The organism is Geodermatophilus sp. SYSU D00697 (assembly GCF_054050175.1).
Genome location: NZ_JBJGYV010000012.1, coordinates 27,989 through 48,643, shown reverse-complemented (window position 1 = coordinate 48,643; position 20,655 = coordinate 27,989). Strand labels below are relative to the sequence as shown.

The window sequence follows — 20,655 nt, the reverse complement described above, 5'->3', positions numbered from 1 at the left end:
CCCTGTGCCGCGTTCCGCATCCGGGTCGTCCGCCGGCCAGCCAGGTCAGCGGCGCGACCCACTCCCTCATCCGCTCGCGCCCAGTCCCGCGCGGTCGACCACGGCCGCGACCCTGCTGCTCAACGCCACGTACGAGCCGTTGTGCGTGGTGTCCAGCCGCCGCGCGATCGTGCTCGTCCTCGCCGAGAAGGCCGTGTCGGTGGACAGCGCACCGGAGCTCGTCCACGCCGAGACGGTCGCCCTGCCGGTGCCCGTCGTGGTGCGGCTGACCCGGTACGTGCGCGTCCCCTACCCGGCGCAGGTGCCCCTGTCGCGGCGGGCGGTCTTCGCCCGGGACGGCTCCTCCTGCGTCTACTGCGGCGGGTCGGCGACGAGCATCGACCACGTCGTCCCGCGCAGCCGCGGCGGCACCCACACCTGGGACAACGTGGTGGCGGCCTGCCGGCGGTGCAACCACACCAAGGCCGACCGGTCGCTGGCGGAGCTCGGCTGGAAGCTCCCGCACCCGCCGCGCACCCCGAGCGGCGCCGCCTGGCGGCTGCTCGGCGCCCGCACCGTCGACCCGCGCTGGCGGGAGTGGCTCGGCGTGCCGGAGAGCGTGTCGGCGTGAGGGAGGACCCCCTGCCCCCCGCAACTCGCCCGCTCGCGGCAGGTCCCTGGAGGGGGCCGGCATGACCTCGCCGGCCACGGCCCGGCGCCTGTGGGCGCTGGCGGAGCCCTTCCACGCGCTGACCTACTTCGCCGACGAGTGCCGGTCGGCCGCGGAGGCCGCCGGCCTGACCGGCTTCTGGTCCCCCTACTTCGCGATGCGCGCCGCCCCGATGGGACCGGTCGGCCCCGAGGTCGTGACGGCGACCTTCTACAACTTCGCGCCGGCGTTCGTGGCCCGCCGGGTGCCGGCGGTCTGGCGGGCCGTGACGCCGGAGCAGGCGCTCACCGCCCGGCTGGCCGGGGTGGACGCCGCGGTCCGCCGGGTGCTGGGGGAGGACTGGCGCTCCGCTGTCACGGAGGCGGCGGACCTGGCCGGGCCGGCCGCCGCCGCGGTCGACCCGCCCGGGCGGCCGCTGGCCGCGGCCAACGCCGGACTACCCGTCCCCGGTGACGCGCACCTGGCCCTGTGGCAGTCGCTCACCACGCTGCGGGAGCACCGGGGCGACGGGCACAACGCCGCGCTGCTGCAGCGGGAGATCTCGGGGGTGGGTGCCCACGTCCTGGCCGCTGCCGCTGGCCGGACCGAGAAGGAGTGGCTCCTGCGCGCCCGCGGGTGGGACGCCGCCGCGTGGGACGCCGCCGCCGAGGACCTCGCCGCCCGCGGCTGGCTGGCCGGCGCGGAGCTCACCGCGGAGGGCGCGGCCATCGTGGCCGCGGTCGAGGCCGACACCGACCGGCTGGCGCTGGGCCCGTGGCAGGAGCTCGGCGCCGTGCGTTGCGACCGGCTGGCCGAGCTGCTGGTGCCGCTGCGGCGGACCGTCCTCGCCGCGGGGCTGTGGCCCGACCGCAACCCGATCGGCGTCCCCGACCCGGATTGAGGACGGACCCTCGTGCCCCCCACCGTCGAAGGACCCCGTCCTCCCCACCCTTCGCCGGCTCAGGGCGGGACCCGGGACGGGGCCCGCGGCGGGCCCCTGCACGAGGACCGTCCTCACGTCACCCTGCTGCGCTCCACGGGGAAGGACTCGTGCGCGCCGGTGGACAGGATCTCCCGGAAGCAGGCCATCGCGTCCCACACGTCGACGAAGCGGGTGTAGAGCGGCGCGGGGCCCAGCCGCACGCGGTCGGGCGTGCGGAAGTCGGGGACCACACCGCGGGCCACCAGCGCCTGGGTCAGCTGCCAGGCCTGCGGGTGGGCGAGGGTGACGTGCGAGCCCCGGCGCGCCGGGTCCCGCGGCGAGGCCAGCGCGACGCCGTGCGGAGCCAGCCAGGCGTCGGCCAGGGCGACGGTCAGCTCGCCCAGCGCCCGGCCCTTGGCCGCCAGCCGCCCGATCCCGGCCTCGGCGACCAGGCGGGCGCCCACCTCGACCGCGGCCATCGCCACGACCGGCGGCGTCCCCACGCCGAACCGCTCGATCCCGGGCACCGGGTCGTAGACCGGGCCCATCGCGAACTGGTCCCGCTGACCGAACCACCCCCAGATCGGCTGGCGCAGCTGCTCCTGCAGCTCACGGCGCACGTAGAGGAAGGCCGGCGCGCCGGGCCCGCCGTTGAGGTACTTGTACGTGCAGCCCACGGCGAGCTCGGCGCCACTGGCGGTCAGGTCCAGCGGCACCGCGCCCGCGGCGTGGGAGAGGTCCCACAGCACCAGCGCGCCCACCTCCCGCGCGGCGCGCGTGACGGCGGCGACGTCTGCCCGCGCGCCGGACCGGTAGGCGACGGCGGACAGGACGACGACGGCCACCCGCTCGTCGAGTGCCGCGGCCAGCACCGCGGGGTCGAGTCCCTCGTCGACGTCGGCCGGCACCTCCCGCACGGTCATGCCCCGCGCCTGCGCCACACCGGCCACGACGTAGCGGTCGGTGGGGAAGTCGTCGGCGCAGCAGACCAGCACGTCGCGGCCCGGCCGGGCGTCGGCCCCGGCCACGAGCAGCTTGTAGAGGTCCACCGACGTCGAGTCGCTCACCAGCACCTCGCCGGCCCGGGCGCCGAGCACCCCCTCGGCCAGCAGGTCGCCGATCCGGGTGGCCGCGCCGATCCACGACGACCACGAGCCGACCAGCCCGCGGGCCCACTCGTCCTCCACCACCCGGGCCAGCGCCGCGGGGGTCTCCCGCGGCATCCGCCCGAGCGAGTTGCCGTCGAGGTACAGCAGGCCGTCCTCGCCCGCACCGGCGAAGCGGCTCCGGGAGGCGGCCAGCGGGTCGGCCGCGTCGAGGGACTCGGCGTGTGCGCGGGAGAGGTCCACGCCGTCCTGTGTACCGGTCTACCGTCCCGCACCGTGACCCAGTTGCACGACCTCACCGCCCTGGGGCAGGCCGCCGCCGTCCGCGCGCGGGAGGTCAGCCCGGTCGAGCTCGTCGAGCACGCGCTGCGGCGCATCGAGGACGTCGGCCCGGGGCTGGGCGCCTTCCTCACCGTCACCCCGGAGCGGGCGCTGGCCGCGGCGCGGCGGGCCGAGCACCGGGTGGCCCGCGGCGGGCAGCTGCCGCCGCTGCTCGGCGTCCCGACGGCGATCAAGGACCTCAACAACACCGCCGGGGTCCGGACGACGTACGGGTGCACGGTCTTCGCCGACAACGTCCCCCGCATCGACGACCACGTGGTGACCGCCCTGGCCGCGGCCGGGACGATCAGCGTGGGCAAGACCAACACACCCGAGTTCGGGTTCCCCTGCTACACCGACAACGCCCTCGCCGGTCCCGCTCTCTGTCCGTGGGACCGCTCCCGGCTGGCCGGGGGGTCCAGCGGGGGAGCGGCGGTCGCGGTGGCCGCCGGGATGCTGCCGTTCGCGCAGGGCAGCGACGGCGGGGGCTCGATCCGGATCCCGGCCGGAATCAACGGCCTGTTCGGGATCAAGCCCAGCCGCGGCCGGGTCAGCAACGGGCCGCTGGGCGCCGACGTGACCGGCCTGGGCACCAACGGTCCGATCGCGCGCACGGTGCGCGACGCCGCCGCCATGCTCGACGCGATGGCCGGCCCGGTGCCCGGGGACGCCACCTGGGCCCCGCCGCCCCCGCCCGGCGAGACCTTCCTCGGCTACGCCGACCGCCCGGTGGGCCGGCTGCGGATCGGCCGGCACCTGGAGTCCCCGATGCCCGACGCCGTCCTCGAGCCGGAGGTGGCGGCCGCGTTCGAGGACGCCACCCGGCTGCTCACCGACCTCGGCCACGAGGTGGACGACGTCCCCGCCGGCCTGCTGGGTGCGGACGTGCTGGCGGCCTTCGAGCGGGCGTGGACGCTGTCGGGCACGCTGCTGCCGGTCCCGCCCGGGCGGGTGGGGGAGCTGCGGCCGCTCACCCGCGAGCTGCGCGCCCGCGGCCTCGCGCTGTCGGCCCAGGCGGCGATGGAGGCCCTGACCGCGCTGCGGCTGTTCTCCCGTCGCTTCCTCGAGGCGACCCGTCAGTTCGACGTCCTGCTGGCGCCGGTGACCACCCTGACGCCGCGGCCGGTGGGCTGGTTCGACGCCGACGGGGACGGCGCGGCCGACTTCGAGCGGCAGAAGCGCTACGCCGCGTTCACCGCCGTCTTCAACGTCACCGGACAGCCGGCGGTCAGCGTCCCGCTGCATTGGACCGACGGCGGTCTGCCGGTCGGCACCATGCTCGTCGGTCGCCCGGCCGACGAGGCGACCCTCATCGCGTTGTCCGCCCAGCTGGAGGCGGCCCGGCCCTGGGCGCACCGGCGCCCCGCCGGATGGGACTGAGCAGGAGGGGTGCGACCGCTGCCGGTAGGTTGAGGGGGTGACCGTCGTCGAGACCATCCTCGTCTACGTGGTGGCCCCGCTGGCCGTGGTCCTGCTCCTCGCGCTCCTGACGCTCGTGCCGGGCGCGCGACGGCGCAAGGTCCGCTACAAGCCGGGTCAGCCGTGGGAGCACGAGCCCGTCTGGTACGAGCCGCACCCGCAGGGCGGCGCGCACGGCCCCACCGAGGCGCACGGCCCGGCCGCCGTCCCCGGCGACGGCACCACCGCGCTGGGCTCGTCGATGTACCCCGAGCAGCACGACGGGCCGGCGCGCGACGGCGGGCACGGGCACGGCCGTGGGGCCACTGCTCTCCCGTCCGCGGCCGCGGTGGCCTCGGCCCGCCCCTACGGCGGCGCCCGCGGGACGTGGTGAGCGCATGACCCCCCTGATCCGCACCGAGAACGTCTCCGGAGGCCTGCGATGACCCGCGCGCTGGAAGCCACGTCGCACGACACGGCGACGTCGGCGGGTACCGCGGCGGCGCGGTCCGACGAGGCCGAGTCGCTCGACTCGATCTTCAGCTACCGCGAGCTGCTCCGCATCGACGAGGCGCTGACCATGTCCTCCCGGGAGACCGGGCTGCGGTTCACGCTGTACATCGGCGACCTCGGTGCCCAGACCCGCCAGCGCGCCGAGGAGCTGTTCGAGCGCTCCGGCGGCCACCTGGCCGAGTCGGTGCTGCTGGCCGTCTCGCCCGGGCAGCGGGTGATCGAGGTCGTCGCCGGTGCGGCGGCGTCCCGCCGGCTGCCCGACCGCGCCTGCGCCCTCGCGGTGCTGTCGATGACCAACTCCTTCGCCTCCGGTGACCTGGTGGGCGGCATCGTCAACGGCCTGCGCCAGCTGTCGGACCAGGCCGGCCACCCGCGGAGCCTGCGCACCCACTGAGAGGACCCCGGTGCCCCCACGCCTCGCACGCTCGGTGCGGGGCCCTGCACCGGGGCCGCCCGTCCTCCCCGCGCCGGACACGAGAGAGGCCCAGGACCCACCGGGTCCTGGGCCTCTCTCGTCCGCTCAGCTGTTCTCGGCGGCGTCCCGCTCCCGGGCCCGCAGCGACCGGGCGATCCCGTCCCGGCCCTCGGCGACCAGCCGTCGCAGCGGGGCGGGGTGGTCCTCCCCGGCCAGCCACGCGTCGGCGGCCTGCACGGTGCGCAGCTCCACCACCGGCGGGAACAGGTACTGCACCGCGTTCTTCGCGATCTCCCCGGGACGGCGGTCCCACAGCGGGCGGATGTCGGCGAAGTAGCGCTCGACGTACCCGGCGGTCAGCTCCCGCTGGGCCGGGTGCCAGAAGCCCTGCAGCATCGCCTCGTGGACGGCGTTCGGGATGCTGTCGTCGGTCAGGGCCCGCCGCCAGGTCTCCTCCTTGGACTCCGCCGTCGGGCGCAGCGCCCGCGCCGTCGCGGCCCGCCGCTGGCCGGTGGCGGTCGCGTCGCGGGCCTCCTCGGCCGCGATCTCGGCGTCCCCGGCGGCGCCGATGGCGACCAGACCGTTCAGGAACGCCCAGCGCGCGTCGGCGTCGACCGGCAGTCCCTCGACGACGCGGGAACCGTCGAGCAGGCCGCGGAGGACGGCGGCGTGCTCCCCGGTGCGCGCCGCGGTGGCGAAGGTGCGCGACCACTGCAGCTGGGTGTCACTGCCCGGCTCGGACGCCTCCAGCGCCGACAGCGCCTTGTCCGCCAGGGCGCGCCAGCCGGTCTCGGCCCACCGCGGGTCGGCGTAGTTCGCCAGCGCCGTCTGCACGCGGGCCAGCAGCGACTGGACGACGCTGATCTCGGTCTCGGCGTCCACCCCGGCCAGGACCAGCGCCACCCAGTCACGGGCGGGCAGCTCCGCGTCGCGGGTCATGTCCCAGGCCGCCGACCAGCACAGCGCGCGCGGCAGGGAGTCCGGCAGGGTGCCGATGCTCTCCTTGAGCGTGGCCAGTGAGCGCTCGTCGAGCCGCAGCTTGGCGTAGGTCAGGTCGTCGTCGTTGACCAGGACGAGGTCCGCGGCCGGGTGGCCGACCAGGTCGGGCACCTCGGTGCGCTCCCCGTCGACGTCGAGCTCCACGCGGGTGGTCCGGGTCAGCCCGCCGGGGCCGCGGTCGTAGAGGCCGACGGCCAGCCGGTGGCGGCGCAGCACCGGGTGCTCGGCCACGGCGGTCTGCTCGATGGCGAAGCGGGCGTAGCGGCCGTCGTCGGTCAGCTCGACGACCGGGCGCAGGGTGTTGACCTGGCTGGTCTGCAGCCACTGCTCGGCCCACGCCGAGAGGTCGCGGCCGGTGGCCTCCGACAGCGGGTCGAGCAGGTCGGCGAGGGTCGTGTTGCCGTACTCGTGCTTGCGGAAGTACCGGCGGACCCCGGACAGGAACTCGTCGCGGCCGACGTAGGCGACCAGCTGCTTGAGCACCGAGGCGCCCTTGGCGTAGGTGATCCCGTCGAAGTTCACCTCGACCGCGGCGACGTCGACCATGTCGGCGGCGATCGGGTGGGTGGAGGGCAGCTGGTCCTGCGCGTAGGCCCACGCCTTCTCGGTGTTGGCGAACGTCGTCCAGGCCGTCGAGTAGTCGGTGGCCTCCGCCTGGCAGAGGGTGGAGATGTAGGTGGCGAAGGACTCGTTGAGCCACAGGTCGTCCCACCAGCGCATGGTCACCAGGTCGCCGAACCACATGTGGGCCAGCTCGTGCAGCACCGTCTCGGCGCGCCGCTCGTAGCGGGCGCGGGTGGCCTTGGAGCGGAAGACGTAGTCCTCGAGGAACGTGACCGCGCCGGCGTTCTCCATCGCCCCGGCGTTGAACTCGGGCACGAACAGCTGGTCGTACTTGTCGAACGGGTACGGGTAGTCGAACACCCGGTGGTAGAAGTCGAAGCCCTGCTTGGTGACCCGGAACAGCTCCTCCGGGTCGAGGTGCTGGGCCAGCGACGCGCGGCAGTAGAGCCCCAGCGGGATGCCCTCGTGGGAGTCGGTGACCCGCGCGTAGGGGCCGGCGATCAGCGCCAGCAGGTAGGTCGACAGCCGCTTCGTCGGCTCGAAGTGCACCAGCTGGGAGCCCGCGGGCCCGGCCTCGACCGTGCGGCCGCCGGTGTTGGAGACCACCTCCCAGTCGAACGGCGCGGTCACGTGGACGGTGTAGGTGGCCTTGAGGTCGGGCTGGTCGAAACAGGTGAACACGCGCTTGGCCTCGGCCGGCTCGAAGTGCGTGTACAGGTAGACCCGGCCGTCCTCGGGGTCGACGAAGCGGTGCAGCCCCTCGCCGGAGTTGGAGTACCGGCAGTCGGCGACGACGACCAGCGTGTTGTCCGCGGCGAGCTCGGGCAGCGGCAGGCCGCCCTCCTCGGTGTAGGTGCCGACGTCGAGGGGCGTGCCGTTGAGCGTGGCCGCGTGGACGGTCTCGGCGACCAGGTCGATGAACGTGCTCGCGCCGGGCTCGCGGCAGGTGAACCGCACCGTCGTCGTCGACCCGAAGGTGTGCTCGCCGGGGCGGCCGGCACCGTCGGTCAGGTCGAACTGGACGTCGTAGCTGTCGACCGCCAGCAGCTCGGCGCGGCGGGCGGCGTCATTCCGGGTCAGGTTGGGTACGGCCACGGACGGCAGCTTCCCACGGAGGCCCGACACCACTCCCCGGTGCGCGGAGGTCGGCATCCGGTTGAGGGAACAACCACCCTCCGGTCGGGCTTGAGACCGGCGAGAGACGTCCAGCAGCGAGGAGAACCCACCATGACCGAGGCAGTGCAGAGCGCCCCCGTGAAGGCCCGCGTCGACTTCTGGTTCGACCCGCTGTGCCCGTGGGCGTGGCTGACCAGCCGCTGGGTCCTGGAGGCGGCCAAGGTCCGCGAGATCGACCTGCACTGGCACGTCATGTCGCTGGCCGTCCTCAACCGCGGCCGGGACCTGCCGCCGGAGTACCAGGAGATGATGACCAAGGCGATCGGTCCGGTCCGCGTGGCCATCGCCGCCGCCCAGCAGCACGGCGACGAGGTCCTCGGCGACCTCTACACGGCCATGGGCACGCTGCGCCACCACGAGGGCGTCGAGCTCGACGAGCTGGTCGCCCCCGCGCTGGAGCGGGTCGGCCTGCCCGCGTCGCTGGCCGAGGCCGCCACCTCCACCGAGTACGACGAGGCGCTCGAGAAGAGCCACCACGAGGGCATGGACCCCGTCGGCGACGACGTCGGCACGCCGGTCATGCACATCGACGGCGTGGCGTTCTTCGGCCCGGTGATCAGCAAGGTGCCCACCGGGGAGGACGCCGGCAAGGCCTTCGACGGCGCCGTCCTGCTGGCCAACCTGCCCGACTTCTGGGAGCTCAAGCGCACCCGGCTCTCCGGCCCCGACATGGACTCGGTCCCCGCCGACGCCCTGGAGCTGACCGGCCGCCGCTGAGGCCGCACCGGAGTGCGGGCGGCGAGGTCTCCTCGCCGCCCGCACTCCGCTGTCCGGGCCCTGCGGCATGCTGAGCGCGTGTCGCGTCCCGTTCGCCAGCGCATCCTGATCACCGGCGCCAGCTCCGGCCTCGGCGAGGGCATGGCCCGCCGGTTCGCCGCGAAGGGCCGCGACCTCGCGCTCGCCGCCCGCCGCACCGACCGGCTCGAGGCCCTCCGCGACGAGCTGCTCGCGGCCCACCCCGGCATCCGGGTGGTCACCGCCGAGCTGGACGTCGACGACGCCACGGCGGTCGAGAAGGTGGTCCCCGAGCTGGCCGGCCGGCTCGGCGGGATCGACCGGTTCATCGCCAACGCCGGCATCGGCAAGGGCGCCTCGGTGGGCACCGGCCGGGCCTGGGCGAACAGGGCCACGCTGTTCACCAACGTGCTCGGCACCCACGCCCAGTGCGAGGCGGCGGTGGAGCTGTTCCGCGCGCAGGGCGCGGGCCACCTCGTCGTCATCTCCTCGGTCGCCTCGATCCGCGGCATGCACGGCACCCGTACCTCGTACGGCGCGAGCAAGGCCGCGCTCAACTCCCTGGCCGAGGGGATCCGCGCCGACCTGCTCGGCACCGGCATCCGCGTCACCACGGTCCTGCCCGGCTACATCGCCACCGACATCAACGTCGGCCGCCGCGGCCCGTTCACCGTCGGTCCCGACCGCGGCGTCGACGCCCTCACCGCGGCGATCGAGCGGGAGCCGGCGCGGGCCTACGTCCCCGAGTGGCCGTGGCGGCCGGTGTCCGCGGCGCTGCGGGTGCTGCCGCTGCCCGTCGTCCGCCGGCTCACCTGACGGAGGGCGCCTCCGCTCCCAGGTTCGCGGCGGGACCCTGCGGAGGGCCCGTGTCTCAGCCGCTCCTCGCACGCTCGGGACCGATCCGACCGGCCGCGGTGCGCATCGTCGCCTCGTCGTAGGGCCCGGCGGCCAGTCGGCCGGCCCGGACGGCGGCCAGCACCGCCAGCAGCTCCTCCCGCTGCGCGCCCACGAACGCCGCGTCGACGACCGCCCCGTGCCCCGGGACGACCGGGCCCCGCGCCAGTGCGTGCAGCCGGCCGAGGGTGGCCGGCCACTCGGCGGGGAAGGCGTCCTCGAACGCCGGGGGCGCGCCCTCCTCGACGAGGTCGCCGGCGAACACGATCCCGTCCTCGACCTCCACGACCAGGTCGGAGTCGGTGTGCCCGCGGCCGAGGAACCGCAGCACCACCTCGCGGCCGCCGACGTCCAGGACCGCGACGTCGTCGACCAGGGCGTCGGGCGGGTCGAGCGGGGCCTGCCGCACCCGCTCGGCCGACGCCGGGTCCCCGGCGGCCAGCAGCTCGGCCACCCGCGCGGCGCGCTGTGCCTCGCCGGTGGCGCGGAGGGCGGCCGCGCACGCGCGCGCCCCCCAGATCGTCGCCGGGCGGAACGCGGCGTTGCCGAAGCAGTGGTCGTAGTGGGCGTGGGTGTCCACCACCGTCCAGGGGGACGGCGTGACCCGGCGGACGGCGGCGATCAGGTCGGCGGCCTCGCCGAGGTCCGAGCGGGTGTCGACGACGAGGCAGGCGCCCTCGCCCACGACCAGCCCGCAGTTGAGGTCCAGGGACTCGTGCCGCCGGACGAACACGCCGTCTGCGACCTCCTCGAACGTCACCAGCAGATCCGCATCGGCCGGCCGCGGGCGTCGCGGGCGCCGTCGCCGACGCACTCCGCGGTCCCCTCGGCGATCCGCCGGGCCGACCACGCCGCGACGCAGGCGTCGAGGGCGTCGACGGCGGGGACGCCGTCCGGGGCGTCGGCGAGCGCGTCCAGCACGTCCATGACCGGTTCCAGGGCGCGGATCCGCTGCGCATGGCCGCGCGCGCTCGACTTGGGGTCGTGCACCCGCTCATCCAGTGCGCGGAACGCCACTTCGGGATGCACCTCGACGACGCGGTCGGGAGGAGGGTCGCCCAGCGCCTCGTCGAGGGCGGCGATGGAGCGGACGAGCTGGAAGGACTGCGCCGACAGCGACCGGCCGCCGGTCGCCTCGACGGAGATCCGCCGCGCGTCGGCATGGTCCCGGGCGGCGAGCACCGCGCGCACCGGGGCGGGGAACACCGAGCCGGCCCCGCCGCGCCCGCGCAGCGCGGACCGGGCGGCCACGTCGCAGGCGCGGACACCGTCGTCCGACAGGCCGATCGGCATGTCGATGCCGACCACCGCGACGTCGGGCACGGCGAGGACGGCAGCGGCGTCGGGGAGGACGGTGAGCTCCACGCGGCGCCCGTCGAGCCGCGCGCCGACCCACTGCCCGCGCCAGCCGTCGACCCCCAGCACCGCCACCCCGGCAGCCTGACAGACTCCCCGCCATGCGCGTCTTCGTCGGGACCGACCACGCCGGGCTGGAGTTCAAGGAGCACCTCAAGCAGGCGCTCGCCGACGCCGGGTACGAGCCGGTCGACTGCGGGGCCTACGAGTACGACGCCCAGGACGACTACCCGCCGTACTGCTTCGAGGTGGGCGAGCGGACGGTCGTCGAGCCGGGCAGCCTCGGCGTGGTGATCGGCGGCTCGGGCAACGGCGAGCAGATCGCGGCCAACAAGGTGCCCGGCGTGCGGGCGGCGCTGGTGTGGAACCGGGAGACCGCCGAGCTGGCCCGCCAGCACAACGACGCCAACGTGGTCTCCATCGGCGCCCGCCAGCACAGCGTCGAGGAGGCCACCGAGCTCGTGCTGACCTTCCTCGCCACGCCGTTCAGCGGGGACGAGCGGCACGCCCGCCGCATCGGCCTGGTGACCGACTACGAGCAGAACCGGCGCCGCCCGGCCGGCGGCCTGCCCACCCGCGAGGAACCGGTCTGAGACCCACCCGCCCTGGGTCGGCCCCGCTGCAGGGTCCCGCGCCGAGCCGGCGAGGCGTGGGCGGCCAGTACGGGCGACACGGGGGCGGAGATGTCACACGACGTCGTCGCACGGATCCGATCACGGCAGCGACGACCGCACGGTGCCCGGATCCCGCTTGGCCCGGAGGCCGCGGCACTGGGACGGTGCTCCGGCATGGACATCCCTCGTGAGTTCGTGATCCGCGAGAGCACTCATCGCATCCACAACCCGTTCCGGGAGGAGGACCTCGCGACGCTGGGGCGGGCGATCTGGCTGCGTCCTGGGCAACGCCTGCTCGACCTCGGCTGCGGCAGCGGCGAGATGCTGTGCACCTGGGCACGAGACCACGCCATCACCGGTCACGGCGTGGACCTCAGTGCAGCCTTCCTCTCGGCGGCCCGAGCGCGGGCCGCCGAGCTGGCCGTCGAGGACCGGGTCACGTTTGAGCACGCGGACGCTGCCGGGTACGTCAGCGAGCAGCCGGTCGATGTGGCCGCGTGCCTCGGCGCGACCTGGATCGGTGGGGGTGTGGCGGGCACCGTCGAGCTGTTGGCCCGCAGCCTCCTGCCGGGCGGCACGGTCCTCGTGGGGGAGCCCTACTGGCGGGAGCAGCCCGCCGACCAGGAGACGGTGGAGGCGTGCGGCGCCTCCACCGCCGAGGACTTCCTCGATCTCCCCGGGCTCGTGGCATCGTTCCCGGGCGGCGGCTGGGACCTGGTGGAGATGGTGCTCGCCGACGAGGCCGGCTGGGACCGCTACGCGGGCGCCCAGTGGTGGAACGTCCGTCGGTGGCTGGACGCCCACCCGGACGACGAGCTCGCTCCGGCGATGCGAGCCCAGCTGGACGCCGCCCCGTTGCGGCACGTCCGGTACCAGCGGCGGTTCCTCGGCTGGGGCGTGTTCGCTCTCCGCCGTCGTTGACCGGGGGCCGGCCGGAGCGCCCCGATCACTACCGGTTCCGGAGCCGACCCGGCAGGCCGGACCACCCACCGGCGCCGACGCCCGATCCAGCCGGCCCAGGTGCGGGACATCCCCGCCCACGTGTCGCCGGACCGGGGGAGCAGCGGGGGCCTGCTAGAACTCGTCCGGGCACCACGGGCTGACCGGCCAGCGGAACGCGGTCGCGGCCAGCGTGACCGCCCCCGGGCTGACCTCGGTGACCCGGCCGGCCGCCTGCAACGTCGCCAGCGAGGTCCCGCCCAGGTAGGCGGCGGCCAGCGCCTCCACGTCCACGACCAGGTCGGGGTCGCTGTCGGTCGGCGCGCAGAAGCCACCGGAGGGGCCGGCTGTCAGCGCCCAGCGCCCGTCGTTCCACGGGCAGAAGGCGTCCCGGACCTCGAACACCAGGTTGATCGGCGTCGGGTAGCGGCGGGCGGCGAGGGCGCGGCCGACGTCGACCAGGCGCACCCACAGGGCGTCGGCCGGCCGGGCGTGCAGCGCCCGCGGGTCGGCGAGCAGGTGCCGCAGCGGGTCGTCGTCCGGCTGGGACGGCGCCTTCACCGTGCGGACGAGGTCGATCGACGTCAGGAAGCGCCAGAGCGCGGCGTGGGCCGGCGTGCTCGTGCTGCGGATCTCCTCCACGGTGAGCGTGCCGTCGGCCTCGCTGTCGTCGGTCCAGGCCGCCTTCACCCGGTAGGCCGCGTAGCCGGTGACCGTGCCGTCGGGCTCGGTGTGCAGCGCGTACCGCCGCTCGGTCGCGCCCCGGCGCTCGTCGGGGTCGTCGCGCAGCGCGCGGTCCCACCACCGGTCGTCGCGCGCCAGGTCGCCGGGGACGAGCCGGCGCACCCGGTCGTGCAGCCCCACCGCTTCGGCCCGGTACTCCGCGACGGGCACCAGGTCGACCCGGCCCTCGCCGGCGTCCAGGCCGGGCCGCAGCCGCAGCCGGTCGACCGTGCCGGAGAGGTTGCCCCGCCAGGTGGCCGGCGCGTACCCGAACCGGCCGTAGATCGAGCCCTCCGACGCCCACAGCGCGGCCACCGGCTCCCGGCCCTGCTCGCGCACCTCGGTCAGCTGGCGCCGCATGATCGCCGTCAGCACTCCGCGCCGCCGGTGGGTGGGGGAGACGGTCACCCAGGTCACGCCGGCGCACGGCACGACCGCGCCGGGCACGGTCAGCTCGCGGCTGTAGATCCCCGACGTCGCGACCACCCGGTCGCCCTCCCACAGGCCCAGGGTCCGGTCCAGCTCGGCGTGCGCGGGGACCGTCTCGAGGAAGGACCGCGGCGCCGGCTCGGCGAAGACGTCGAAGAGGGCGCGGCTGAACGCCGGCCACTCCTCGGCGGTGGCGGGGCGCAGGGAGTCGACGAGATCGGTCACCCGGGTCTGTCTACCGGCACCCTCCGACGCTGCGCGAACCGGTTGTCGGTCCCCGGTGCCACCATGCGCCATGGCCGCCACCCCGGACGACGTCCGCGCCGTCGCCCTCGCCCTGCCCGAGACCACCGAGCGCCCGGCCTGGGACATGGCGTGCCTGCGCGTGCGGGACAGGATCTTCGCCTCGATGCCGCCGGAGGAGACGTGGGTGGCCGTCCGGCTGGCCGAGGGGGAGAACCGCACGCTGGCGGCCGAGCGGCCCGCGGTCTTCTCCGTGCCGCACCACTACCGCAACTCCACGATGGTCGTCGTCGACCTGGCCGCGGCCGACCGCGAGGAGCTCGCCGAGCTGCTCACCGAGGCGTGGCGGCTGCGGGCGCCGGCCCGCCTGCGCGCGGAGTTCGACTCGGTTCAGGAGCGCAGGTAGGCCAGGGTCGCCATCACCCGGCGGTGCTGGTCCTCGTCCTGGCTGAGGCCGAGCTTGGCGAAGATCCGCTGGGTGTGCTTCTCCACGGCGCCCTCGGTCACCACCAGCCGCCGGGCGATCGCGCTGTTCGAGGAGCCCTCCGCGATCAGGCCGAGGACCTCCCGCTCCCGCGGGGTCAACCGGCGCACCGGGTCGTCGGCCCGGCGGCGGGCGAACAGCTGGGCCACCACCTGGGGGTCGAGCACGGTGCCCCCGGCGACGACGTCGGTCAGGGCGCCCAGGAACGAGTCGAGGTCGGTGACCCGGTCCTTGAGCAGGTAGCCCACGCCGCCGCGGCCGTCGGCGAGCAGCTCGTCGGCGTAGGCCACCTCGACGTACTGCGAGAGCACGAGGACCGCCGTCCCGGGGACGGTGGCGCGGGCCTCCACCGCGGCCCGCAGCCCCTCGTCGGTGTGCGTGGGCGGCATCCGGACGTCGACCACGGCGACGTCCGGGCGGTGCTCGGCCACCGCCCGGACCAGCGAGGGGCCGTCGCCCACGGCGGCGACCACCTCGCAGCCCTCGTCCTCGAGCAGCCGCACGAGGCCCTCCCGGAGGAGCACCGAGTCGTCGGCGATCACGACCCGCACGGCAGCTCCGCCACCAGCCGGGTGGGTCCGCCGCGCGGGCTGTCCACGGCCAGGACGCCGTCCACCGCGCGCAGCCGGTCGGCCAGCCCGGACAGGCCGTGCCCCGGCGCGAGCACCGCGCCACCGGTGCCGTCGTCCTCGACGGTGACCCGCAGCGCCGGCCCGGCCGCCACGACGACGACCTGGCAGGTGGTGGCGCCGCTGTGCTTGGCCACGTTGGCCAGGGCCTCGCTCACCACGAAGTAGGCGGTGTTCTCGACGGCGGGCGCCAGTCGCTGCTGGGGCAGGTCGACGGAGAGCTCGACCGGCACCGGCGAGCGGGCCGCGATCGCGGCGAGCGCGGCGGCCAGGCCGCGGTCGGCCAGCACCGGCGGCGCGATGCCGCGGGAGAGGGCGCGCAGCTCCTCCAGCGCCTCCTTGGCCAGGCCGGCGGCCTCGCCCAGGGTCGCGCGGGCCGCGGCCGGGTCGCGGTCGAGCTGCCGCTGTGCGCGGGAGAGGTCCATGCCGAGGCGGACCAGGTACTGCTGCGGGCCGTCGTGGATGTCCCGCTCGAGCCGGCGCAGCGACACCGCCTCCGCGGCGACGGCGGCGTCCCGGCCCTCGGCCAGCCGGCCCATCTCGGCCTGGGTGGCGGCGCGGGAGGTCAGCAGCGCCCGTCCCAGCTGCGCCTGGAGCAGCGCGACGGCGCGGACGGCCACGGGCAGGAGCAGCGCGAACACGACGCCGATGAGCGTGTACAGGAGGATCCGGCGCGCGGGCGAGGTCTCGAAGCCGAGGACCTCGAGCAGGTCGTTCTGGTCGGGGTCGGCGGCGGCCTCGGGCAGCGACCAGTCCCAGAGGCCGTAGGTGAGGCCGCCCAGCGCCCCCGCCCAGAACGTCACCGTGACGACGAAGCCCAGGATGGCGAACGGGAACCGGACGAGCGCGTGCAGCGCGTCCAGCCAGCACTGCGGGTCGCGCAGCGGCGTGGTCAGCCGGCGCACCGCCCGTCCCTCGGCGCGACGGTAGGCCGGGCGGGGCAGGGGCGAGCCGAGCACCGCGGGCAACCAGGACCGCTCGGCGGCGGCGAGCCCGCGGGCGGCGACCAGGGTGCCGGCGAGGACGGCGACGCCGATCCACACGACCAGCAGCCCGGTGCCGGCGGCCAGCCCGGTGACGACCAGGACGAAGGCGGCGATGCCGAGGGGGAGGGCGAGCAGCGAGTAGCCGGTGTCGACGCCCAGTTGGCGCAGCCGGCCGGACGGGCGGGCCGGGGCGCTCGAGGTCGGGGACACGGTCGGCAGGACGGCGGTGTCGGTGGTCATGCCGTCGAGCCTGGCCGTGGGAGGGGTCCGGACCCATCCCGCCAGCCGGTCGATCGAGTGTCGGGCTGGCCCGACAGGGATGCGCTGGTCATGTCGGGGCCGATGCTCGTGGCGGGGCGGCGCCGGTGTCCAGCACCCACGCCCCGTTAGGGTCCCCGACAGCCGAGCGCGCCGTCGACGTCGCGTCCCCGCGCGACCGCACGCCCGGCGGGGGAGGGAGCCGTGCGCTCCAAGGCAGTGCCGATCGTCCTGGCCGCAGCGCTGCTCGCCGGCGGCTGCAGCTCGTTCACCGACGACACGGAGGCCGATGCGGAGGAGTCTCTGGGGGCGACGACGTCGGTCCCCGACGCCCGGCTCACCCTGGTCGCCGACGAGGACCCGGTCGCCTCGGCCGCGTCGGCCAGCCGCGCGCTCTTCGACTCCGCCGAGGTGGTCGTCGTGGCCCGGGACGGCGACGACGCGGGCACGCTGCTGGGCGCCTCGGCCGCCGCGGGCCTCGGCGTCCCGCTGCTGCTGCAGCCGGCCGACGGCGGGGCGGCCGACGCCCTCACCGCCGAGCTGGACCGCCTGGGGGCGGCGACCGTGCTGGCCGTGGGCGAGGCGGACAGCCTCGGCGAGGGTGGTCCGGAGGTCGTCGCCGTCCCGGCCGCCGCGGAGTCGGTCGCCGAGGCCACGGGGCTCGGCCTCGGCGAGACGCAGGAGGTGGACGCCGATGCCGCGGCCGAGGCGGTCGCCGGGCTGGACCCGGACGCGCCGGTCGCGCTGCAGCCGCCAGGGGACACCCCGGCCGCGGACGGCGAGGTCGAGGCCCTGCCCGGCGTCGAGCGCGCCGACCCGCTCGAGGGCACCCTGGTGCTGGCCACCGGGACGCCGGAGTCGGTGGCCGGGATCGCCACCGCCCGGGCCGCCGGCGCGCGGGTGCAGCTCACCGGCGGCGCGACCGACCCGCGGGCCTCGGAGGAGCTGGTCGACCTGATGGCCGACTCGCCGCCGGACGCGGTCGTGGCCCTGGGCGCGGGCTTCGCCGGCGAGGACGGCCTGGAGTGGAAGCTCGACACGGCGGCCACCGGCACCCAGCTGCCCGGCGGTGGCCAGGTGCTGTTCCCGGAGCACTTCCTCGTCGCCCTCTACGGGCACCCGGGCAGCGGCGCGCTGGGCGTGCTCGGTGAGCAGGACGCCGCGGCCTCGGTCGAGCGGGCCCGGGAGCACGCGGCGCCGTACGAGGCGCTGGTGACCGACGCGACCGTCGTCCCGGCCTTCGAGATCATCGCGACGGTGGCCTCGGAGTTCGCCGGCCCCGACGGCAACTACTCCACCGAGGTGCCCGCCGAGGACCTGCGGCCGTGGGTGGAGGCGGCGGGGGAGGCGGGGCTCTACGTCGTCATCGACCTGCAGCCCGGCCGCACCGACTTCGTCGCCCAGGCCGAGCAGTACCGCACCCTGCTGGAGCTGCCCCACGTCGGGCTGGCGCTGGACCCGGAGTGGCGGCTGGCGCCGGGACAGGTGCACCTCACGCAGATCGGGTCGGTGTCGATCGACGAGGTGAACCGGGTGGTGACCTGGCTCGCCGACCTCACCCGTGAGAACGCGCTGCCGCAGAAGCTGCTGGTGCTGCACCAGTTCCAGGTGCGGATGATCCCCGACCGGGACCGGCTGGACACCTCCCGCGACGAGCTGGCGGTGATGGTGCACGCCGACGGCCAGGGCGGCCAGGGGGACAAGCAGGCGACCTGGCGCACGCTCCGGCAGACGAACCCGGACGCCGTGTACTGGGGCTGGAAGAACTTCTACGACGAGGACGCCCCGATGCTCAGCCCCGAGGAGACGATCGCGCAGGTCAGCCCCCGGCCTCAGCTCATCAGCTACCAGTAGGGCCCGACCCCTCCCGTTCCGTCGGTGCCCTGTGGTCTGCTGTCGCGGCCGTCGAGACGAGGAGGAGACGTGACCGTCGTCAGCGAGGAGCTCGACCCCCGCCTGCTGGAGCACCGGCGGGAGCTCACCGGCTACTGCTACCGGATGCTGGGCTCGGCGTTCGACGCCGACGACGCCGTCCAGGAGACGATGGTCCGCGCCTGGCGGGGCCTGGCGGACTTCGAGGGGCGGTCGGCGCTGCGGTCGTGGCTGTACCGCATCGCCACGAACGTCTGCCTCGACCAGCTCTCCGGTCGGCAGCGCCGCGCCCTGCCCATGGACCTCTCCGGCTCGCCGTGGCAGCCGGTCGAGGCGTCCCTCGCCGCGCGGAAGCCGGCGACGGCGTGGGTGGAGCCGATGCTCGACCGCCAGGTGGTCGCCGAGGACGCCGACCCCGCCGAGCAGGCGGTGCAGCGCGAGTCGATCCGGCTGGCCTTCGTCGCCGCGCTGCAGCACCTGCCGCCGCGGCAGCGCGCCGTCCTGCTGCTGCGCGAGGTGCTGCGCTGGAAGGCCGACGAGGTGGCCACGCTGCTGGACACCACGGTCGCCTCGGTCAACAGCGCGCTGCAGCGTGCCCGGGCGACGCTGGCCGAGGTCGGCGGGGAGATCGACCCCCAGCCGCTGGACGACGACGAGCGCGACCTGCTCGACCGCTACGTCGACGCCTTCGAGCGGTACGACATCGACGCCTTCGTCGCGCTGCTGCACGAGGACGCCACCCAGCACATGCCGCCGTTCGAGATGTGGCTGAAGGGGCCGGCCGACATCGGCACCTGGATGCTCGGGCCGGGCTCGGAGTGCCAGGGGTCGCGGGTGCTGCCGACGCGGGCCAACGGTGCGCCGGCGTTCGCGCAGTACCGGCCGCGGCCGGGGGGTGGTCACGAGCCGTGGGCGCTGCACGTGCTCGAGGTGCGCGAGGGCCGCATCGCCCACATCTCGAGCTTCCTCGACCTCGACAACGACCTGTTCCGCCGGCTGGGCCTGCCCGTCGACCCGGCTGACGCCCGGGTGCCCTGACGTGCCGCGAACCGAGTTCACCGAGGGGTTCCACGAGGAGCTCCACCGCGACGGCTCGCTGCGTGCCCGCGGGCCGGTCGTCGACGGCCGGCCGCACGGCTACTGGGAGTGGTTCCGGCTCGACGGCACCACACTGCGCTCGGGCTCCTTCGACCGGGGCCGCGAGGTCGGCGAGTGGACGACCTACGACAGGTCGGGCGCGCCCTACAAGGTGACCGACCGGGGCTGACCGGAGGTCGGGGGCTGACCGGCCCGCGCGCTGACTCTCAGTGGTGGTTGCGCGGGCCGGCGTCGCTCGGTCGTGCTGTTCAGCGGGCGGTCGCCGTGGGGCTCCGCTCGAGCCGGGTCAGATGTCGAGGTCCTCGACGTCGGGCCGGCCGCCCTCTGCGGTGAGGGTGTCGTAGAACTCGGCGGGCATCTCGTCCCGCAGGTCCTCGAGGCTGTCGGCGATCTCCAGGGTCTCCTCCGTCGGGCCCCACGACCAGCCGCGGGAGGCCTCGCGGCGGAGCGTCTCCTTGAGCCCCTGCTTGAAGTCGCGCCAGTTGTCGGCCGGGTTGCCCATGCCCTCCCGGTCCCAGCGGTTCCAGTCCCAGTGCCAGCCGCCACGCCACGTCTCCGGGTCCGACCACGCCGCCCAGTCGGGCATCCGGCTGATCTGCAGCGCGAACTTCCCCTTGGGCGTCCGGTAGACGCGGAAGCGCTCGATGCGCCGTTCGGCGGTGGGGTGCCGCCACTCGCCGAGCAGCACGCCCGAGAACCGCTGTTCGCGACGATCGCGGCCGCTGCCGACCCGCACGGTCACCTGTTCGTAGCCGCCCTGCCGCGTCTCCTCGGCGTCCACGAACTGGCGCAGGGCGCGGGACACGGCCGCGGAGAGGTTGCCGCCGGCCAGCGCCTGGGCCCGCTCGTACAGCGCGAGGTCGTCATCCGACACGTAGATCGTCTTGTTGGGCACCCGCCGTCTCCCGTCGCTCGATCGGCCTGACTACCATATACGTATGCGCGTAGTAGAGCACATCCGATGGCGGGGGACAACGTGCGTGGAGACGGGCCAGTGCGGGGTGCTTGTGGATGGCTTCGGCCTCGGTAGTGGGGCGGTGGCGAGCGCGTCCCTGGACGGTTGCGCGTCATGCGGGTCACGGGAATCGGACCCGCATGGCCAGCTTGAGAGGCGGGCACTGCAGGGCGGCCTTCGCCGGTCAGGCGCTTGTTCTGGCCTGCGGGCAGGCTCGCGGACCCCAGATGTGACCCATGTGTCGGATCGACTGCTCCTGGAGCCGCCCCGACCGTCGTCGGTTGCGCGTCGGTTGATCAGTGCGTCTCAGCGCGCGGGACCAGGCCGCGGTGATGGGCCTCGGCCGTGACGCGTCGGTGACGCCTGACCAGGACCCTCCGGTCAGTAGGGCGGTCCTC

General features: G+C 75.4%; 21 protein-coding genes. 13 read left to right on the top strand and 8 right to left on the bottom strand.

The window, feature by feature from the left end; translation table 11 throughout:
- Positions 1–145: 145 nt before the first annotated feature.
- Positions 146–610, top strand: coding sequence for an HNH endonuclease (locus ACI79C_RS12295; RefSeq protein ID WP_456945938.1), 465 nt, complete (start codon positions 146–148; stop codon positions 608–610).
- A 61-nt stretch (positions 611–671) separates the two neighbouring features.
- A complete protein-coding gene (locus ACI79C_RS12290; protein ID WP_456945937.1) occupies positions 672–1,529 on the top strand; it encodes an SCO6745 family protein in 858 nt (285 codons plus the stop codon).
- A 113-nt stretch (positions 1,530–1,642) separates the two neighbouring features.
- Here the strand turns inward: ACI79C_RS12290 and kynU are convergent, their stop codons facing one another.
- Complete coding sequence (kynU, locus tag ACI79C_RS12285; RefSeq protein ID WP_456945936.1) at positions 1,643–2,899, bottom strand: kynureninase; 1,257 nt, start codon at positions 2,897–2,899, stop codon at positions 1,643–1,645.
- A gap of 33 nt (positions 2,900–2,932) precedes the next feature.
- Here kynU and ACI79C_RS12280 point away from each other — a divergent pair, with 33 nt between their 5' ends.
- From ACI79C_RS12280 to ACI79C_RS12270, 3 genes are read left to right on the top strand one after another with little or no spacing between them, the layout of a single operon-like run.
- A complete protein-coding gene (locus tag ACI79C_RS12280; RefSeq protein WP_456945935.1) occupies positions 2,933–4,357 on the top strand; it encodes an amidase in 1,425 nt (474 codons plus the stop codon).
- 37 nt (positions 4,358–4,394) lie between these two features.
- Complete coding sequence (ctaJ, locus tag ACI79C_RS12275; protein ID WP_456945934.1) at positions 4,395–4,769, top strand: aa3-type cytochrome oxidase subunit CtaJ; 375 nt, start codon at positions 4,395–4,397, stop codon at positions 4,767–4,769.
- A gap of 48 nt (positions 4,770–4,817) precedes the next feature.
- Positions 4,818–5,282 (top strand): DUF5130 family protein, encoded by a 465-nt coding sequence (locus tag ACI79C_RS12270; protein ID WP_456945933.1) that lies wholly within the window; start codon positions 4,818–4,820, stop codon positions 5,280–5,282.
- A 126-nt stretch (positions 5,283–5,408) separates the two neighbouring features.
- On the opposite strand, the gene pepN is transcribed toward ACI79C_RS12270, so the two are convergent.
- Positions 5,409–7,961 carry an aminopeptidase N gene (pepN, locus tag ACI79C_RS12265; protein ID WP_456945932.1) on the bottom strand — a complete coding sequence of 851 codons (2,553 nt, stop codon included), beginning with the start codon at positions 7,959–7,961 and terminating at the stop codon, positions 5,409–5,411.
- Positions 7,962–8,093: 132 nt separating this feature from the next.
- Between pepN and ACI79C_RS12260 the strand changes: the two genes are divergently transcribed.
- Complete coding sequence (locus tag ACI79C_RS12260; RefSeq protein WP_456945931.1) at positions 8,094–8,759, top strand: mycothiol-dependent nitroreductase Rv2466c family protein; 666 nt, start codon at positions 8,094–8,096, stop codon at positions 8,757–8,759.
- A gap of 78 nt (positions 8,760–8,837) precedes the next feature.
- Positions 8,838–9,593 (top strand): SDR family oxidoreductase, encoded by a 756-nt coding sequence (locus tag ACI79C_RS12255; protein ID WP_456945930.1) that lies wholly within the window; start codon positions 8,838–8,840, stop codon positions 9,591–9,593.
- Between the two features lie 55 nt (positions 9,594–9,648).
- On the opposite strand, the gene ACI79C_RS12250 is transcribed toward ACI79C_RS12255, so the two are convergent.
- Both ACI79C_RS12250 and ACI79C_RS12245 read right to left on the bottom strand, forming a co-directional pair.
- Positions 9,649–10,431, bottom strand: coding sequence for an MBL fold metallo-hydrolase (locus tag ACI79C_RS12250; RefSeq protein ID WP_456945929.1), 783 nt, complete (start codon positions 10,429–10,431; stop codon positions 9,649–9,651).
- A complete protein-coding gene (locus ACI79C_RS12245) occupies positions 10,428–11,102 on the bottom strand; it encodes a DUF429 domain-containing protein (protein WP_456945928.1) in 675 nt (224 codons plus the stop codon). The genes ACI79C_RS12250 and ACI79C_RS12245 overlap by 4 nt, the downstream gene beginning before the upstream one ends.
- A 26-nt stretch (positions 11,103–11,128) precedes the next feature.
- On the opposite strand from ACI79C_RS12245, the gene ACI79C_RS12240 reads away from it, so the two are divergent.
- Together ACI79C_RS12240 and ACI79C_RS12235 are read left to right on the top strand one after the other, a co-directional pair.
- A complete protein-coding gene (locus tag ACI79C_RS12240; RefSeq protein WP_456945927.1) occupies positions 11,129–11,620 on the top strand; it encodes a ribose-5-phosphate isomerase in 492 nt (163 codons plus the stop codon).
- A 195-nt stretch (positions 11,621–11,815) separates the two neighbouring features.
- Entirely contained in the window at positions 11,816–12,562 is a 747-nt protein-coding gene (locus ACI79C_RS12235; RefSeq protein ID WP_456945926.1) for an SAM-dependent methyltransferase, read from the top strand.
- A 153-nt stretch (positions 12,563–12,715) separates the two neighbouring features.
- Here the strand turns inward: ACI79C_RS12235 and ACI79C_RS12230 are convergent, their stop codons facing one another.
- Entirely contained in the window at positions 12,716–13,957 is a 1,242-nt protein-coding gene (locus ACI79C_RS12230) for a GNAT family N-acetyltransferase (protein WP_456945925.1), read from the bottom strand.
- Positions 13,958–14,027: 70 nt separating this feature from the next.
- Here ACI79C_RS12230 and ACI79C_RS12225 point away from each other — a divergent pair, with 70 nt between their 5' ends.
- A complete protein-coding gene (locus ACI79C_RS12225; protein ID WP_456945924.1) occupies positions 14,028–14,381 on the top strand; it encodes an MmcQ/YjbR family DNA-binding protein in 354 nt (117 codons plus the stop codon).
- Here the strand turns inward: ACI79C_RS12225 and ACI79C_RS12220 are convergent.
- Entirely contained in the window at positions 14,366–15,010 is a 645-nt protein-coding gene (locus ACI79C_RS12220; protein WP_456945923.1) for a response regulator, read from the bottom strand. The genes ACI79C_RS12225 and ACI79C_RS12220 overlap by 16 nt on opposite strands.
- Complete coding sequence (locus ACI79C_RS12215; protein ID WP_456945922.1) at positions 14,998–16,314, bottom strand: sensor histidine kinase; 1,317 nt, start codon at positions 16,312–16,314, stop codon at positions 14,998–15,000. Before ACI79C_RS12215 ends, ACI79C_RS12220 begins: the two co-directional genes overlap by 13 nt.
- Before the next feature lie 222 nt (positions 16,315–16,536).
- Between ACI79C_RS12215 and ACI79C_RS12210 the strand changes: the two genes are divergently transcribed.
- The 3 genes from ACI79C_RS12210 (at position 16,537) to ACI79C_RS12200 (ending at position 19,471) form a co-directional block, all read left to right on the top strand.
- A complete protein-coding gene (locus ACI79C_RS12210) occupies positions 16,537–18,186 on the top strand; it encodes a hypothetical protein (RefSeq protein WP_456945921.1) in 1,650 nt (549 codons plus the stop codon).
- Between the two features lie 69 nt (positions 18,187–18,255).
- Entirely contained in the window at positions 18,256–19,242 is a 987-nt protein-coding gene (locus tag ACI79C_RS12205; RefSeq protein WP_456945920.1) for a sigma-70 family RNA polymerase sigma factor, read from the top strand.
- Position 19,243: 1 nt separating this feature from the next.
- The gene (locus tag ACI79C_RS12200) at positions 19,244–19,471 is read left to right on the top strand and encodes a toxin-antitoxin system YwqK family antitoxin (protein WP_456945919.1); all 228 of its coding nucleotides are present in this window, start codon (positions 19,244–19,246) and stop codon (positions 19,469–19,471) included.
- Between the two features lie 117 nt (positions 19,472–19,588).
- Here ACI79C_RS12200 and ACI79C_RS12195 read toward each other — a convergent pair whose 3' ends face one another.
- Positions 19,589–20,197, bottom strand: a complete 609-nt coding sequence (locus tag ACI79C_RS12195) for an EXLDI protein (protein WP_456945918.1) — start codon at positions 20,195–20,197, stop codon at positions 19,589–19,591.
- Positions 20,198–20,655 lie beyond the last annotated feature (458 nt).